We start from the raw sequence: 14,848 nt of genomic DNA on the forward strand, positions 1-14,848 counted from the left end.
TAGGCTTGACGGCCCTTCTAAAAGAGCGGTACCCACTAAGCATGAAACAAGCTCAATTCATCACACTCATGTCAGAAAGCCTTGGTGTCGAGGAAAAGACGATCAAGATGATCGTTCGCAACTTGCGCGAGGCCGGACTTTTCACAACGGGTGCCCGAGGCGTCAACGCACCGGATATCCAGCCAATTGATGCGGTGCGCGTCGTTATCGCTGTTGTGGCCTCCCCATCGCCTGGAAAGGCGGTGCGCGATGTAAAGTACTTCGGATCTCTCAAGCCAGACTGTCGGGACGGAACGCACGATGATGCGTCCCATACAGGTCTTGACCGAGACAAAACGCTTGAAGAAACACTTCTGGACTGTCTGTCGAATCGCTTTCGATATGATCAGATTATTGGAGGTTTGATTCGTCTGTCTGAAAATGGCGATGCATTCCTTGTTCTGGCGGATGGTTGGCAGGACTATTATCAGCGCGAACAGTGGCAGGCCGTGAAGAAAGAGTTTTCGGGGTCGAATGACAATCCCAAGGACAAGGCGGTCCTTGATAATTGGGAAGCTATGCAGCGCATATCCAATACCAAGGTAAATCGCTCTGCAGAGTTTCCTCTTGAAGAACTCCATCAAATTGGTTTCGAGATTATCGGCTGGGATGTGGATTGACCATGAAGCCCAATTTGAACCTGCAAAACCCGTCCGAACGTCGCCCGGCTGCGGTAAGAAAATCCGATCTGAGACCCGCTTTCGAGGCTGCAAAGGCTGCGGGATATGATCAGGTGTCCATTGTCGTCGAAACAACTGATGGCAAACGCTTTGTAATCACCGCCGGGTCCGGCCAGGACGCCGCGCAATCTGACCAGACCCCTCTTGAAAAGTGGAGGTCTAACCGTGCGCCCTAGGGGTTTCCCTGACAAGGTGCATCCCGTTCGCCGCAAGCTTGCTGACGGTTCGGTGCGCTTCCACTTCTACGCTTGGCGTGGTGGCCCGAAATTCTGGACGGATACTGTGCAGTATCCAACCGAACGCGCATTCTTCCATGCCTACGCAGAAGCGACTGCGCGTCCGCAACCTGCCGACTATATGACCCACCAAATGGTTGATGGATTTCTATCCAGCACGGCGATGCCGAAGGGCGATCGATCCCAGGCTGACATTCGCAAATGGGCACTGCGGTTTGCCGACCATTTCAAGGATGCGCCTGCGGTCATCTTCGAAGAACGCGGGTCGCGTGGTGAAATGAATGCTTGGCGCGCTCTTTGGAAGCACTCGCCAAAACAGCATGATATGGCAGGCGTTCATGCCGTGCGTATTCTCAATTGGGGCGTGGCCGAAGGCAAGCTGACCGAACATCATTGCCATAAGCTGCACCGCCTTTATGAAGTCGATCGCTCTGAAATTGTCTGGACGCAAGGTGATCGTGAGGCCTTTGATGCTATTGCACCTGAATGGGTTCGCCGCATTCTCTGTGCAGCATGTGAAACTGGCCTACGCCCTGCGGATCTGATCAAGCTGACGTCAGCCCATGTTGAACTCACCCCGCTTGGCCGTCGCCTGCGCGTCAGGACCAACAAGCGTAAGCGGCTGGCCCACATTCCAATTACACCCACAATGGCCAAGGTGATCGACACGACGCCGTCTGGCCAGTTGTTGATCCTCACGAATGCCAATGGCAACGCCCTGACACCGCACCGCGCGTCTGAGGGCGTCCGCCAGTGGCGCGACAAAGCCAAGCTTTCTGATGACCTGCGCCTTTACGATGCGCGCGGGACAGCTGCAACGCGGCTTTTGAACTCGGATCTATCTCTTGCGGAAATCGCTAACCACATGGGCTGGTCCGTGCGCTACGCGGCAAATGTAATCGAGAACTACGCCCGAGTTTCGCCTGACGAAACCGACGCCGTTTTGATCAAGCTAGCAAAGGCAAAAGGGGGCAATTCATGAACAAAACTGTAAACGCACCTGTAAACGGAGCACCCCGCGCAATGACCAAAGACACGCAAGCCATTGAAAACAAATGGAGGCGAGTAGGAGAATCGAACTCCTGTACACGGATTTGCAATCCGCTGCGTAACCACTCCGCCAACTCGCCTCGGCCGCGATGACGCGGCTGGCACATGGGCCGCTGGCCCCTATGCGTTTGGCGCTTATCCCGATTTTCTCGGGAAATGTCTAGCCCAGTTTAAAGCAAAACGGCGGGAAAAATATCTCCCGCCGTGAAATGGACAATTACAGGGAAATGACGGGCTTGTCGTCTTCCTCGGGCGCGTCGAGCTGCAGGTGGTGATCTTCGAGGATCAGGATGTTTTCCGCCCCCACAACCGCGCTTTTGGTTTTGTAGCCGATGACGTCTTCGATCTCCATCTCGGGGTTACGCGCCATCAGGATCGTCTCTTCGGACGAGAAGTTGGTCAGCCCGCGGGCGAACTCGTTCCCCTGCTCGTCATAGACGTGCAGCACATCACCTTTAGAGAATTCGCCCTGAATCGATACCAGATCATCACGCTGCAAGCCGCGCTCCTTGGCGGTGATCGCGCGGACAGCCTCGTCCGTGACGACCAGCGTTCCGGCAACCTGCAAACGGTTGCTTAGCCAGATCATCAGCGGCGACGCGGCCTTGGCCGACGCCAGACAACGGGTGTGGCGGCGTTCGTTGTTCAGTACCGAGGAAATCGGGCGTTCGATGATACCGTCGGCGATGATCGTCTCGACCCCGGCGTTCTGTGCCATATTGGCCGCCAGCATCTTGGTCAGCATGCCGCCGCTGCCCAATTCGCTGATGCTTTTGGTGGATTCGAGGTGTTCGGACACATCTTCGATTTCCTCGATGAACTGGGCACCGGGTTCGGAAGGGTCACGGTCATACAGGCCTTCGACGCTGGTCAGGATGATCAGGTGATCGGCCTCGACCATCTGGGCCACCTTAGCGGAAAGACGGTCATTGTCGCCCACTTTCAGGTCGCGAGTGGCGATGGAGTCGTTTTCATTGATGATGGGCAGGATCTGGTTTTCAAATAGCCGCAGCATGGTGTTCTTGATGTTCAGAAAGCGGCGACGCTCTTCCATGTCTTCGACGGTCACCAGCATTTGCGCCACGTCAAAATTGTATTCATTCGCAACCTGACGGTAGGCGTTCATCAGCAGGGGCTGACCACAGGCGGCCGCCGCTTGCTTGTCCAGAATACCGGCCTCTTCGGGGCGTTTCCCGATCATGTTCAGGCCAAGCGCGACCGAGCCTGACGAGGTCAGGATGATCTCGTATCCCTGGTCCTGAAGGTCCCCCAAATCCGCCATGAGACCGTTCATGAAAGCATAGCGCAATGTCAGCTTTTCTTCATTGGCCAACAGGCTGGATCCGATTTTAACGACGATACGTTTCTTCTTGGACACGGGGAGATTTCTCCGGTTTATTGTTAAATTTCAACGCGTCATCCCGCGCGACACAGAATGCCGCAACGCAGAAAAACGCTGTGATTCGGGGATGTATAACATGTGGACACCAAGCATTTGCAACCGCCAAGCTAGGGCGCGCGGGATTACGCCACGCTCAGGCCGTGGTTTTCAGCCCTTCTAGCGCGGTACGGGTCGCGGTGGGAATCTCTGTCGGGCGGTGGTCGTCGCGGTTTACATAGACATGCACAAAGAACCCTTCGGCAGAGGCGTTTTCCTCGTCGTTCCGGAACAGGCCGAGCTCCATCCGGACGGAGCTTTTGCCAAGCTGCGCCACCCGCAGCCCCGCTGTCACGCGGTCGGGGAAGGCCATCTCTCCGAAATAGCGGCAACCGGTTTCCACGACGAGCCCGAAGGCGGGGCTGGTCTGCGGGTCCAGCAGCCCCCGTTCGATCAGCCAGCCGTTTACGGCCGTGTCAAACAGCGCATAGTGCACGACGTTGTTCATATGCCCATAGGTGTCATTGTCGTTCCATCGCGTCTGCAATGGATAGAAATCCGCGAAATCGGCACGGGTGGCAGCGGGTGCGCGGGCGGCCATTACCAAGCCGCCTCGTAGATCGCCTGAGCATCGGCCTGTGTCACCTCGCGCGGGTTGTTCACAAGCAGACGGGCCTGCACCATCGCGTCTTCGGCCATCTTGGGGATCGCGGACCGGGGGATATCGACATCACGCAGGCGCGGCGGCAGCCCAATCCGCTTGGACAGATCCGTCAGCGCATCAACGAAGGCGGCGGTGCGGGCCTGACCGCCTTCGACCTCTGCCAGTTCGGGGAAGGCATCGGCAGCGATCTCGGCATAGACACTGCTGGCTTGGGGCGCGTTGAAGCGCAGCACGTGGGGCAGCACCAGCGCGTTGGACAGCCCGTGCGGGATATGGAAGGTGCCACCGATGGGGTAGGCCAGCGCGTGTACCGCCGCGACGGGGGCATTGGCAAAGGCTTGCCCCGCCAGCATCGACCCCAGCAACATCGCGCCGCGGGCCTCCAGGTTGCTGCCATCCGCGACGACGGTTTCGATATTGGCCCCCAGCAGGCGCAGCGCCTCGCGGGCAAGTAGCTTGGACACAGGGTTGTTGTTGGCATTGACCGAGGCATAGGATTCGATCGCGTGCACCATCGCGTCAACGCCTGTGGCCGCGGTGATCGACGCGGGCAGACCGACGGTCAGGGAGGCGTCCAGAATGGCCATGTCAGGCAGGATCACGGGCGAGGATACGCCGCGCTTTTCCTCTGCCCCGACGGTGATGATCGACACAGGCGTGACTTCTGACCCGGTGCCAGCGGTGGTGGGAACCAACACCAGCGGCAGGCGCGGCCCCTTGGCCTGCCCTACCCCCCAAGCGGCGTCCAGATCCTCGTCAGAGCCAAGCAAAAGCGCCACAAGCTTGGCCACGTCCTGCGATGACCCGCCGCCAAAGCCGATGACGCCGGTCGCCCCTGCGCTGCGCCCTGCCTCTACCGCGCGCATCAATGTCTCGCGCGAGGGGTCGGCCTCTACATCATCGAAGACGGTGACCTGATGACCGGCTTTCTCAAGCGCATCGATGCAAGGGTCGCACAGGCCCAGTTTGCGCAAACCGGGGTCGGTGATCAACAGGCACGTCTTGCCCAGCAACCCGCCTGCCAGCGCGGCGATACGCGCGGCGGCCCCGTTTTCGAATACGACGGATTTTGTGGTGTTGAATACAAAAGGGTTCATATGCGCGCGCCTCTCCCATAGCTGGCTGCAGCGTTCCTCCGCGCTGCGACTTTGGGGCATTAAAGGGAATTATCCTGCACGCGCATAGCCGTTATTTCGGTTTCTTTTTTCGCTCTGCGAAACTGAGGTAAGAGCTTGGCCCGCCACGCAACAATTGTGCATAACCGCCCTGCGCGATTGGCTTTTTCAACGCGGCATCCAGCGCCCGCGTGGATAAATCGGGCGCGTTTGACACATCAGACAAGCCGTCAGGCCCTTCAGGGCAAGCGGCGGACTTCGTTGGTCTGGCTGCGCAGATACTCCATCACCGCGGGACGTACCGATTGATCCCCACGATCACGTGCGGCGTGGATCACCTCGCGGATTTCCCCCAGATCAGAGCGGTGCAACATGCTTTTGACCGGCCCGATGGACGCGGGACGCATGGACAGCGTTGTGATCCCGATGGCTGCAAAGCACAGCGCCTCTATGGGGCGGCCCGCATCCTCGCCACAGAATGACAGTGGCGTACCGGTTTCGCGGCAACGGTCCACGATATTCTCTAGGAAGGTCAGGAAACTGACGTTCAACGTGTCATAGCGGCGGCGCACCAGCTCGTTCTCGCGGTCGGCGGCAAAGAAGAACTGTTTCAGGTCGTTGCCCCCGATCGACAGGAATTCGACCTCTTCGAAAAACTTCGTCGGGGCAAAGGCCAGCGACGGGGTCTCCAGCATCGCGCCCACTTCGATTTGTGACGGCAGCACATGGCCCAAGCGCGCCTCGCGGGCGAGCGTCTTGTCCATCTCGGCACGGGCAGCGCGGTATTCTTCGAACTGCGCGACAAAGGGGAACATCACAGACAGGGGGCGCCCGTTCGCCGCACGGATCAACGCCTGCAACTGCATCCGCATCATGCCCGGTTTGTCCAGCCCGACACGGATCGCACGCCAGCCCAAAGCGGGGTTCGGTTCGTCGTTGGGCTTCATATAGGGCAGCACCTTGTCCGACCCGATATCCAACGTCCGGAACACCACACGTTTACCCGACGCGGCATCCAACACACGGCTATAAAGCGCGGACAGCTCCGACCGTTTCGGCATCTGGCTGCGCACAAGGAACTGAAGCTCCGTGCGGAACAGCCCCACCCCTTCGGCACCTGACCCGTCAAGCGAGGGGAGATCCGCCATGAGACCCGCATTCATATGCAGCCCGACCCGCGTGCCGCATTTGGTGATCGCCGGTTTGTCGCGGATCGACGCATAGCGTTCCTGCGCCTCGGCCTGCATCGCGATTTTGTCGCGGAAGGCAGAGGCAACGGTTTCCTCGGGACGCAGATGCACCACGCCCTGTTCGCCGTCCACCATGATCCGGTCGCCGTTCAGCGCATCATTGGTCACGCGGCTGGCATGGACGATCAGCGGGATCGCCAGCGCCCGTGCGACAATAGCGGCATGGCTGCCAACTGACCCGCCCTCCAGCACGATACCGCGCAGGGAACGGCCGTACTCCAACAGCTCAGCCGGTCCGATGTTGCGCGCCACCAGAATAGGGTCGGTGGGCATCTCGGCCCCCGTGTTCGACCCCTGCCCTGTCAGGATGCGCAGCAAGCGATTGCTGAGGTCATCGAGATCGGACAGACGTTCGCGCAGATAGGCGTCGGCGGCCTGCCCCATACGGGCGCGCGCCAGAGATTGCTCTTTCTCGACAGCCGCTTCGGCAGACAGGCCACGGCCGATGTCTTCCTCCATCCGGCGCAACCAGCCTTTGGAGTTGGCGAACATCCGATAGGCTTCAAGCACCTGTTGCTGGTCCTTGTCCCCCCCCGCCATCGCCATCATCTGATCCACGCTGACGCGCAAATCATCGACCGCCTCGTTCAGGCGTGCGGTTTCACTTGCAGGGTCATCGGCCACAAGCTTTGACACGACAACACGCGGCTCGTGCAGCCAGACGTGGCCTTCGGCCACGCCCTCTTGCGCCACGGTGCCGCGGATCAGAACCGCCTGACTGTGTCGCGCCGACATCGCGGCACCCTCACCGACAAAAGCCCCCAGCTCGGTCATTTCGGCCAGTACCATGGCGACCACTTCCAGCGCGTAGACCTCGTCAGCCGAGAATTCCCGCGCGGCTTTGGATTGCACCACCAGAACGCCCAGCATCTCGCCCAAGCGCTGGACCGGTATACCCAGAAAGCTTGAATACAGTTCTTCGCCCGTTTCCGGCATAAAGCGGAAACCGGGGGCCTGCGGGGCATTTGGCGTGTTGATAATGCGTTTGCGTTTGGCGACGCGGCCGACCAGCCCCTCGCCCATCTTCATGCGCGTCTCGTGGACCGCATCGGCCTTCAGCCCTTCGGTCGCGCAAAGCTCTAGCGTGTCTTCATCGCGGAACAGGTAGATAGAGCAGACCTCGCAGCCCATAGAGGACGCGATCAGATGCGTGATCTTGTCCAACCGCGCCTGCCCTGCATCATCACTGGCCATGGCATCGCGTAAGCGACCCAACAGCTTGCGGCTTTCTGTCTCTATCCCATCAGCCATGTGATCATTTCCCCCCGGCGATGCCAGCTTAGATCACAGGCGTCCCAAAATTGAAACGCCTGATATCATTGACATCTATCATCTGCTCCCCGAGGCCGGAAGATGCGTTTTCCCCTGTTGCGGGAAAACGCTGTGATCTTCGCAGATGGGGTGCCCGGGAATTAGGCGCGTTTGTCCAGCTCGAACGCGTCATGCAGCGCCTGAACGGCCAGCTCCATGTATTTGCGGTCGATCAAAACAGAGATTTTGATCTCGGAGGTGGTGATAACCTTGATGTTCACGCCCTCGTTCGACAACACCTGAAACATCTTCGCCGCAACGCCGGTGTGGCTGCGCATGCCGATCCCCACGACCGACACTTTCGCCACATCTGTGTCCGCGATCAGATCGTCGAAATTCAGCTCGCCCGATTTTTTCGCGGCATCAATCGCGACTTCCGCGCGTTTAATCTGATCGACGGGGCAAGACCACGTCATATCGGTGCGCCCCTCTTCCGAGATGTTCTGAACGATCATATCGACGTTCACGCCACCATCGCTGAGCGCGGTGAAGATCGCGGCGGCAATGCCGGGGCGATCCGCGACCGATACCAGCGTCATCTTTGCTTCGTCACGCGAGAACGCGATACCGGATACTACATTGCTTTCCATAATTTCCTCCTCGGCGCAGACCAGCGTTCCAGCCTCGTCTGATTGTTCCTCAAAACTGCTCAGCACGCGCAGCTTGACCTTGTACCGCATGGCCAGTTCGACCGACCGGGTTTGCAGGACCTTGGCCCCCAGCGACGCCAGTTCCAGCATCTCTTCAAAGGCGATCTTGTCGAGCTTGCGCGCCTTGGCGCTGACCCGCGGGTCGGTGGTGTAGACCCCGTCCACATCAGTGTAGATATCGCAACGCTCTGCATCAAAGGCAGCGGCAAAGGCGACGGCGGTGGTATCCGACCCGCCACGCCCCAGCGTGGTGATCCGGCCCTCGGGGGAAACGCCCTGAAAGCCCGCGACAACCGCGACGCGCATGCCTTCGCCGAATTTCGCCATGATGTTTGCAGGCGGAATTTCCTCGATCCGGGCCGAGGAATGCGCGGAGGTCGTCTTGACCGGCACTTGCCAGCCTTGCCAACTGCGCGCCGGGACGTCCATTTCCTGCAAGGTCAGCGCCATCAGACCCGCGGTGACATTCTCGCCCGAGGAGACGACAGCGTCATATTCGCGCGCGTCATATAGCGGAGAGGTTTCGTTCACCCAGCCGACCAGCTCGTTCGTCTTTCCCGACATGGCGGAAACGATGACGATCACGTCATAGCCCTTGGCCACTTCAACGCCCACGCGTTTGGCCGCGCGGCGGATACGGTCCAAGGTGGCCACCGACGTGCCACCAAACTTCATCACCAGAACAGGCATATGTCCCCCGTTGCAAAACTCCGGCGCGGTGTACGCGCAAGCGTCGCCCTTAGCAAGCCCGCAGGCCGCTGTCGTAACGCAGGGAAATTATGTGTGAACCGCAAGTTGCAAGGTGACGCGGCGGGGTATCCGCCCGCCCAGGGTCGCCTGCGATCCGCCGTCTATGACGTGGTGCGTTTGGCCCGAAACGGCAGCGGGGTCAGCGGGATACCCTCTTCGATCAGGGCGACGGCTTCGTCCAGACGCGCCTCGCCATAGATCGAGCGGTCGGGCGCATCCCCGATGTGGATGGCACGGGCTTCACGCACGAAATCATCGCCCACATATTCCGAGGAGGTTTCGACCTCTTTGCGCAGCGCCTTCAGGGCCTCTTCCAACGCGCTTTGAGGTTTCGATAGCACCGGTACTGCGGCGTCCAGCTTTTGACCACCCTCACCGCGGTTCTCGCGGCGCTCGCCGGTTGTGACACGGGGGGCCATCATGCCCTTGGTCACCTTGGTCGACCCACACAGCGCGCAGGTCAGATGCCCCGCCTGCGCCAGCGCATCAAAGGCGGCGGCAGATTTGAACCAGCTTTCAAACTGGTGGTCCTGATCACATTTCAGCGAAAACTTGATCATCGCGCCCGCAGGCATCCTCTCGTCGTTAAGATATGTTAAAAATGGGGGCGCAAGCCGGTCCCGTCAAGCGGCTCAACTCCGCCCGCGCGGATCGAAGTCCCGGATCATGCGCGCCAGCTCGGGCTCTGACACCATTTTGGCGGCCTTCTTGCGCGACATCCACTTGCGCCGGCGCTGGCCGGCTTCGGGGTATTTATCGGCGGTGATCTTGACCTCTACGGGATAGAGCATGGCCACCACCGGCAGCATCTCTCCGTCGTCCATTTCCTTTGTGTAGGAATAGACGCCAAGGCAGCCACCCGTGACCCGCCCGCGCACGCCCGCTTCTTCCCATGCCTCGCGCGCGGCGGCGGCACCGGGGGTTTTGGCATCCATCGGCCAGCCTTTCGGCACAATCCAGCGTTTCGCCCCCCGAGACGTGATCAACAGCACCTGCACCTTGCCTTGGCGCACACGGTAACACAGCGCGGCGAACTGTGTTCGCACCTCTCCCTTGCGGGCACCTTGCAGTGATATGGGCAACTGTTTCATGCGGGGCATTCTGTCTCCGGGGTGGTACGGCAACAAAAGCCTACCCGTGCCGTGATGACAAGACCAGTCGCCCTTGCACGCCCTTACGGCATGGCGGATACTGCGGGAATGAAACGTTTTTTGCCGCTCATTTTTGCAGCGCTGCTGCCCACCCTCACGCAGGCAGAGCAGCCTTCAGTGACGGTCTTTGCGGCCGCCAGCCTGCGCGGTGCCCTGGACGAGGTCGCGCGCGGCTATGACGGCGATGTGGCGCTGTCTTTTGGCGGGTCCGGCACGATGGCACGGCAGATCGATGCGGGTGCCCCTGCCGATGTGGTCTTGCTGGCGGCACCGGTCTGGATGACATGGCTGCGGGATCGCGGCGCGGTCAAGGCTGACGCGGTGGTTGATCTGCTGGGCAATTCGCTTGTGGTGATCGCCCCCGCAGACAGCGATGTCGCCCCGGACCCCGCCGATCTGGCGGGTGCTCTTGGCGATGCGCGGTTAGCGATGGGTCAACGGGACGCCGTGCCCGCCGGTATCTATGCACGCGAATGGCTTGAGACGACCGGACAATGGGAGGCGATCGCCCCGCATCTGGCAGAGACGGATAACGTGCGCAGCGCACTGGCTTTGGTCGCGCGGGCGGAGACGCCTTTGGGCGTGGTTTACCGCACCGATGCTTTGACCGAACCACAGGTCCGCATCCTTTACGATATCCCGCAGGAGACACACAGCCCGATCACCTACCCCGCCGCCGCGCTTACTGACAGCGGCGCGGCCTTCATGGCGCATCTGCAGTCCGACGACGCCCGCGCGGTCTTTGCCCGCCACGGTTTCAAGCCGCTGCCCGAATGACCGCAGACGCCGCCGCCTGGGACGCGCTGCGTCTGTCGCTTTGGGTTGCAGTTTGGGCGACGCTGCTGGCAATTCCGCTGGCGCTTTGGGTGGCGTGGCTGCTGGCGCGGCGGGATTTCTGGGGCAAGGCGCTGCTGAATGCCGCCGTGCATCTGCCGCTGGTTTTGCCGCCTGTGGTCACGGGGTATCTGCTACTGATGGCATTCGGGCGGAACGCGCCCTTGGGCCGCGCACTGGACGCCATCGGATTGCAACTGGCGTTCCACTGGTCCGGCGCGGTGCTGGCGGCGATTATCATGGGGTTCCCCTTGATGGTCCGCGCCATGCGCCTCGCGATAGAGGCGGTGGACCCCAAGCTTGAAGACGCCGCTGCCACGCTCGGTGCCCCCCGCGCGGCGGTTTTCGCCCGTGTCACCCTACCCCTCATTTTGCCCGGTGTGCTGGCGGGGACCGTGATGGGCTTTGCCAAAGCTATGGGCGAATTTGGTGCCACGATCACCTTTGTCGCCAATATCCCCGGCCAGACGCAAACCCTGCCAAGCGCCATCTGGGCCGCCTTGCAGATACCCGGTGGCGAGGGTCAGGCGGTGGCGATGGTGCTTATGTCTTCGGCCATCGCGGTCAGCGCCGTGCTTCTGTCCGAGCTGCTCGCCCGCCGCGTTGCCAAAAGGATCGCAGGCGCATGACGCTTTCCCTGTCCCTGTCGCACCGCTTTGACGGCTTCGCGCTGGACCTCGCGCTTGAGGCCGGGCCCGGAATCACCGCGCTGTTTGGCCGGTCGGGGGCCGGAAAATCTACCGTAATCAACGCTGTTGGTGGCTTGCTCCACCCCGACCGCGGGCGCGTCGTGATCGAGGACGAGGTGCTGCTGGACACCGAAGGCGGCATCTATGTCCCCCCGCACAAGCGCCGCCTTGGCACCGTGTTTCAGGATGCGCGACTGTTCCCGCATCTCAGCGTGGCGCAAAACCTGATGTTCGGTGCCCGCTATGCGCCGCGGGGCAGCAGCGGCCCGTCACAACGCGACGTGGTGGCACTGCTTGGGCTAGAGACATTGCTCGACCGCGCGCCTGCCACGCTATCAGGCGGCCAAAAGCAGCGCGTCGCCTTGGGGCGTGCCTTGCTGAGCCACCCGCGCATGTTGCTGATGGATGAACCGCTCGCCAGTCTGGACGGGCCCCGCAAGCAAGAGATTTTGCCCTTTCTCGAACGGCTGCGCGACGGGCCGCTGGGGCTGCCGATCCTGTATGTCAGCCACGCGGTGGACGAGATCGCGCGGCTGGCCGATACGCTGGTACTGATCCAGAACGGAAAGGTTCAGGCGCAGGGCCCGCTGTTCGATGTCATGGCCGATCCCGCCGCCGTGCCCCTGCTTGGTGTCCGCGAGGCGGGTGCCGTGATCGAGGCGGATGTCCTTGAGCATGGGAATGACGGGATCACGACCCTGCGGATCAGCGCCGGAGAGCTTGAGCTGCCCGGCGTGCACGCCGATGCCGGCGCCCGCGTGCGTCTGCGGGTGCTGGCCCAAGACGTGATCCTGTCCCTGACCCGCCCCGAGGGGCTGAGCTCGGTCAACGTGCTGCCCGTCACGGTCGAGGCGGTTCACCCCGGCGACGGTCCGGGCGCGGCCATTGCCCTGCGTGCGGGGCGTGACCGGTTGCTCAGCCGTGTGACGGCCCGCGCTGTCGCCGAGCTTGGCCTGACACCGGGCATGACCTGCTATGCGATCCTCAAGGCCACCACGGTCGCGCCGGGCAGTATCGGGCGCTAGGCGATCTTGCGCAGCCCGACCTTGGCGCGCAGCCGTTCGACCAGTTCTTCGTGGGGGACATCCGCATCAATCGCCAGCTTGCGCAGGCCGAAATGCACATGGGCCATATCTTCGTAATAGCTGGTATAGGCATAGTTGGTCGCCGCACCGGCCACAGCCCCCAGCACCGGCACCGCCTGCGCGGCCAGTTTCTGCCCCAAGACCAGCGCCAGACGCGGGGCCACTTTGGCAATCACCGCCTGCATGGCGCGCCCGCTTAACGCGACCCGCGCCGATAGGAACGCCAGATCGGCGCCGTCATCCTCGGACAAGGGCCCCGCGGCGCTGAACACCTGCACGCAATCGAACTGCACATTCTCGGCATGGGCATCAAAGCCGTGTTCCACCGCCACCCCCTGAATAACGCGGAGCAGCAAGGTCGTCGTCACCGGCAGTTCTGCCAGTGCCGTAGGCAGGCCACCTGCGCCGCCCGCCGCCCCCATCGCCGCGCTGACCGCCTGGTTCAGCCAGCTTTTCTGGTCCGGCACCATCGACCGCGTCGACGTCGCCGCCTTCATCGCCTGGCCCAATGCCTTGACCGTGGCGCTTTCAAGATTGCGGCGCACGGGCGAGGGAAGCTTGTCGATCAACCCCTCGGCGCTGCCGCCGATGACGTTCAACACATTGATACCCACGCCGCCCGCGCTTTTGTAGCGCTTGGCGATCTGGTCCAGACGTGCCTCTACGTCAATGGTGCTGGGTAGGTTGCTTTCAATCTGCATGGGTTGGGGCCTCCGCCTGTTTGGCTAGAATGTGGGCCATCCCGCCGCCGCTTTCAATGTGGCCAAGCGGTGACATCGCCCGCGATGCCGTCCCATGCGCCATCGACCAGCGCGCGGCCCAACACCCGTTCAGGGTTCGTTGGCGGCGGCATCACCACATCGGTCAGCAAGGTAAAGCCGAAGCGGTTATAGTAAGGCGCATCCCCCACCAGCATCACGCGCGACCACCCCAGCGGGGCCGCTTGCGCCAGACTGCCCTCGATCAGCAAGGCACCCAATCCTTCGCCCTGCCGCGTCGGGTGCACGGCAACGGGCCCCAACAACAGCGCGGAATGGGCACCGATACAGATCGGCCAATAGCGTATGGCCCCGGCAAGGATACCACCCGCGTCACGTGCCACATGGTTCAGCCCCGCCACCGGCGGCACCCCGTCGCGCAGGCGATAGGACGACAACGCCTCGCGTCCCGGCGCAAAGCAGGTGTCGTACAACGCTTCGACTTCCCAGTGATCGGCAGCCGTCTCGGGGGTAATATGATACAAGGCGTGGCCCTCTGGACGGTTTTCCTGTGGCGCTGCCTTTATCATGGCGCTAGCCATAGGTGCAAACCATGAGGAGAGTTTGATGTTCTACCGCCCGCAAGACGGCCACCCCCTGCCCCATAACCCGTTCAACGCGATTGTCACCCCACGCCCGATCGGATGGATCTCCACCCGCGATGCAGACGGGAACGACAATCTGGCCCCCTATTCGTTTTTCAACGGGGTCGCCTATACGCCGCCGCAGGTGATGTTTGCCTCTACCGGGACCAAGGCCGATGTGGACGGGACCAAGGACAGCATGGCCAACATCCGCGAGACCGGCGTCTTCTGCGTGAACATTGTCGAATACGCGATGCGCGACGCGATGAACGCCTCCTCTGCGACGCTGCCCCATGGCGCGGATGAATTCGGCCACGCTGGCATCGAAAAGGCGAGCTGCGACCAGATCAACTGCGCCCGTGTGGCGACCGCCCCTGCCAGCCTGGAATGCCGCATGACCCAGATGGTCAAGATCGAGGGAGAGAACAACTTTGTCGTCTTCGGCGAGGTCGTCGGCGTCCATATGCGCGACGATTGCATCAAGGACGGGCGGTTCGACGTGACGACCTACCAACCGCTGTCCCGCTTGGGCTACCGTGATTACGCCCGCGTGACCGACGTGTTCGAGATCATCCGCCCCGACGATTGATCCCGCCCCATCCCGAAAAGCAAAAAGCCCCCGAT

At 61.5% G+C, this 14,848-nt stretch carries 16 protein-coding genes and 1 tRNA gene; 7 read left to right on the plus strand and 10 right to left on the minus strand.

Going from position 1 to position 14,848, the window contains the following annotated elements; genetic code table 11:
• Positions 1-41 precede the first annotated feature (41 nt).
• The 3 genes from EE36_RS02930 to EE36_RS02940 all read left to right on the plus strand — a co-directional run bounded on the left by EE36_RS02930 (position 42) and on the right by EE36_RS02940 (position 1,937).
• On the plus strand, positions 42-659 hold the full coding sequence (locus EE36_RS02930) for a hypothetical protein (protein ID WP_039911464.1): 618 nt from the start codon (positions 42-44) through the stop codon (positions 657-659).
• Positions 660-661: 2 nt separating this feature from the next.
• Complete coding sequence (locus EE36_RS02935) at positions 662-895, plus strand: hypothetical protein (RefSeq protein ID WP_005849355.1); 234 nt, start codon at positions 662-664, stop codon at positions 893-895.
• A gap of 106 nt (positions 896-1,001) precedes the next feature.
• Positions 1,002-1,937 carry a tyrosine-type recombinase/integrase gene (locus EE36_RS02940; protein WP_254655536.1) on the plus strand — a complete coding sequence of 312 codons (936 nt, stop codon included), beginning with the start codon at positions 1,002-1,004 and terminating at the stop codon, positions 1,935-1,937.
• A gap of 74 nt (positions 1,938-2,011) precedes the next feature.
• Here EE36_RS02940 and EE36_RS02945 read toward each other — a convergent pair.
• The 8 genes from EE36_RS02945 to EE36_RS02980 all read right to left on the minus strand — a co-directional run bounded on the left by EE36_RS02945 (position 2,012) and on the right by EE36_RS02980 (position 10,214).
• A tRNA-Cys gene (locus tag EE36_RS02945) sits at positions 2,012-2,085 on the minus strand.
• A 137-nt stretch (positions 2,086-2,222) separates the two neighbouring features.
• Positions 2,223-3,383, minus strand: a complete 1,161-nt coding sequence (gene proB, locus EE36_RS02950; protein WP_005849359.1) for a glutamate 5-kinase — start codon at positions 3,381-3,383, stop codon at positions 2,223-2,225.
• A gap of 157 nt (positions 3,384-3,540) precedes the next feature.
• The gene (locus EE36_RS02955; protein ID WP_005849361.1) at positions 3,541-3,984 is read right to left on the minus strand and encodes a thioesterase family protein; all 444 of its coding nucleotides are present in this window, start codon (positions 3,982-3,984) and stop codon (positions 3,541-3,543) included.
• Positions 3,984-5,144, minus strand: coding sequence for an iron-containing alcohol dehydrogenase (locus EE36_RS02960; protein ID WP_005849363.1), 1,161 nt, complete (start codon positions 5,142-5,144; stop codon positions 3,984-3,986). The genes EE36_RS02955 and EE36_RS02960 overlap by 1 nt, the downstream gene beginning before the upstream one ends.
• A 257-nt stretch (positions 5,145-5,401) precedes the next feature.
• Positions 5,402-7,663 (minus strand): phosphoenolpyruvate--protein phosphotransferase, encoded by a 2,262-nt coding sequence (ptsP, locus tag EE36_RS02965; protein WP_005849365.1) that lies wholly within the window; start codon positions 7,661-7,663, stop codon positions 5,402-5,404.
• A 161-nt stretch (positions 7,664-7,824) separates the two neighbouring features.
• Positions 7,825-9,063, minus strand: coding sequence for an aspartate kinase (locus EE36_RS02970; protein ID WP_005849367.1), 1,239 nt, complete (start codon positions 9,061-9,063; stop codon positions 7,825-7,827).
• A 161-nt stretch (positions 9,064-9,224) separates the two neighbouring features.
• Complete coding sequence (locus tag EE36_RS02975; protein WP_254655537.1) at positions 9,225-9,683, minus strand: DUF1178 family protein; 459 nt, start codon at positions 9,681-9,683, stop codon at positions 9,225-9,227.
• 72 nt (positions 9,684-9,755) lie between these two features.
• Positions 9,756-10,214: an NUDIX hydrolase gene (locus EE36_RS02980; RefSeq protein ID WP_005849371.1), complete on the minus strand. Its 459-nt coding sequence runs from the start codon at positions 10,212-10,214 to the stop codon at positions 9,756-9,758.
• A gap of 108 nt (positions 10,215-10,322) precedes the next feature.
• Here EE36_RS02980 and modA point away from each other — a divergent pair, with 108 nt between their 5' ends.
• From modA to modC, 3 genes are read left to right on the plus strand one after another with little or no spacing between them, the layout of a single operon-like run.
• Positions 10,323-11,051 carry a molybdate ABC transporter substrate-binding protein gene (gene modA / locus EE36_RS02985; RefSeq protein WP_005849373.1) on the plus strand — a complete coding sequence of 243 codons (729 nt, stop codon included), beginning with the start codon at positions 10,323-10,325 and terminating at the stop codon, positions 11,049-11,051.
• Positions 11,048-11,737 carry a molybdate ABC transporter permease subunit gene (modB, locus tag EE36_RS02990; protein WP_005849375.1) on the plus strand — a complete coding sequence of 230 codons (690 nt, stop codon included), beginning with the start codon at positions 11,048-11,050 and terminating at the stop codon, positions 11,735-11,737. The genes modA and modB overlap by 4 nt, the downstream gene beginning before the upstream one ends.
• Positions 11,734-12,822: a molybdenum ABC transporter ATP-binding protein gene (modC, locus tag EE36_RS02995; protein WP_005849377.1), complete on the plus strand. Its 1,089-nt coding sequence runs from the start codon at positions 11,734-11,736 to the stop codon at positions 12,820-12,822. The genes modB and modC overlap by 4 nt, the downstream gene beginning before the upstream one ends.
• On the opposite strand, the gene EE36_RS03000 is transcribed toward modC, so the two are convergent.
• On the minus strand, positions 12,819-13,583 hold the full coding sequence (locus EE36_RS03000; protein WP_005849379.1) for an EcsC family protein: 765 nt from the start codon (positions 13,581-13,583) through the stop codon (positions 12,819-12,821). The two genes, modC and EE36_RS03000, sit on opposite strands and share 4 nt — an antisense overlap.
• A 53-nt stretch (positions 13,584-13,636) precedes the next feature.
• Positions 13,637-14,170: a GNAT family N-acetyltransferase gene (locus EE36_RS03005; RefSeq protein ID WP_050752207.1), complete on the minus strand. Its 534-nt coding sequence runs from the start codon at positions 14,168-14,170 to the stop codon at positions 13,637-13,639.
• A 37-nt stretch (positions 14,171-14,207) separates the two neighbouring features.
• On the opposite strand from EE36_RS03005, the gene EE36_RS03010 reads away from it, so the two are divergent.
• Positions 14,208-14,813: a flavin reductase family protein gene (locus EE36_RS03010; RefSeq protein ID WP_005849383.1), complete on the plus strand. Its 606-nt coding sequence runs from the start codon at positions 14,208-14,210 to the stop codon at positions 14,811-14,813.
• Positions 14,814-14,848: the final 35 nt, after the last annotated feature.

The sequence above is a fragment of the Sulfitobacter sp. EE-36 genome (assembly GCF_000152605.1).
GTDB classification, from domain to species: domain Bacteria; phylum Pseudomonadota; class Alphaproteobacteria; order Rhodobacterales; family Rhodobacteraceae; genus Sulfitobacter; species Sulfitobacter pontiacus.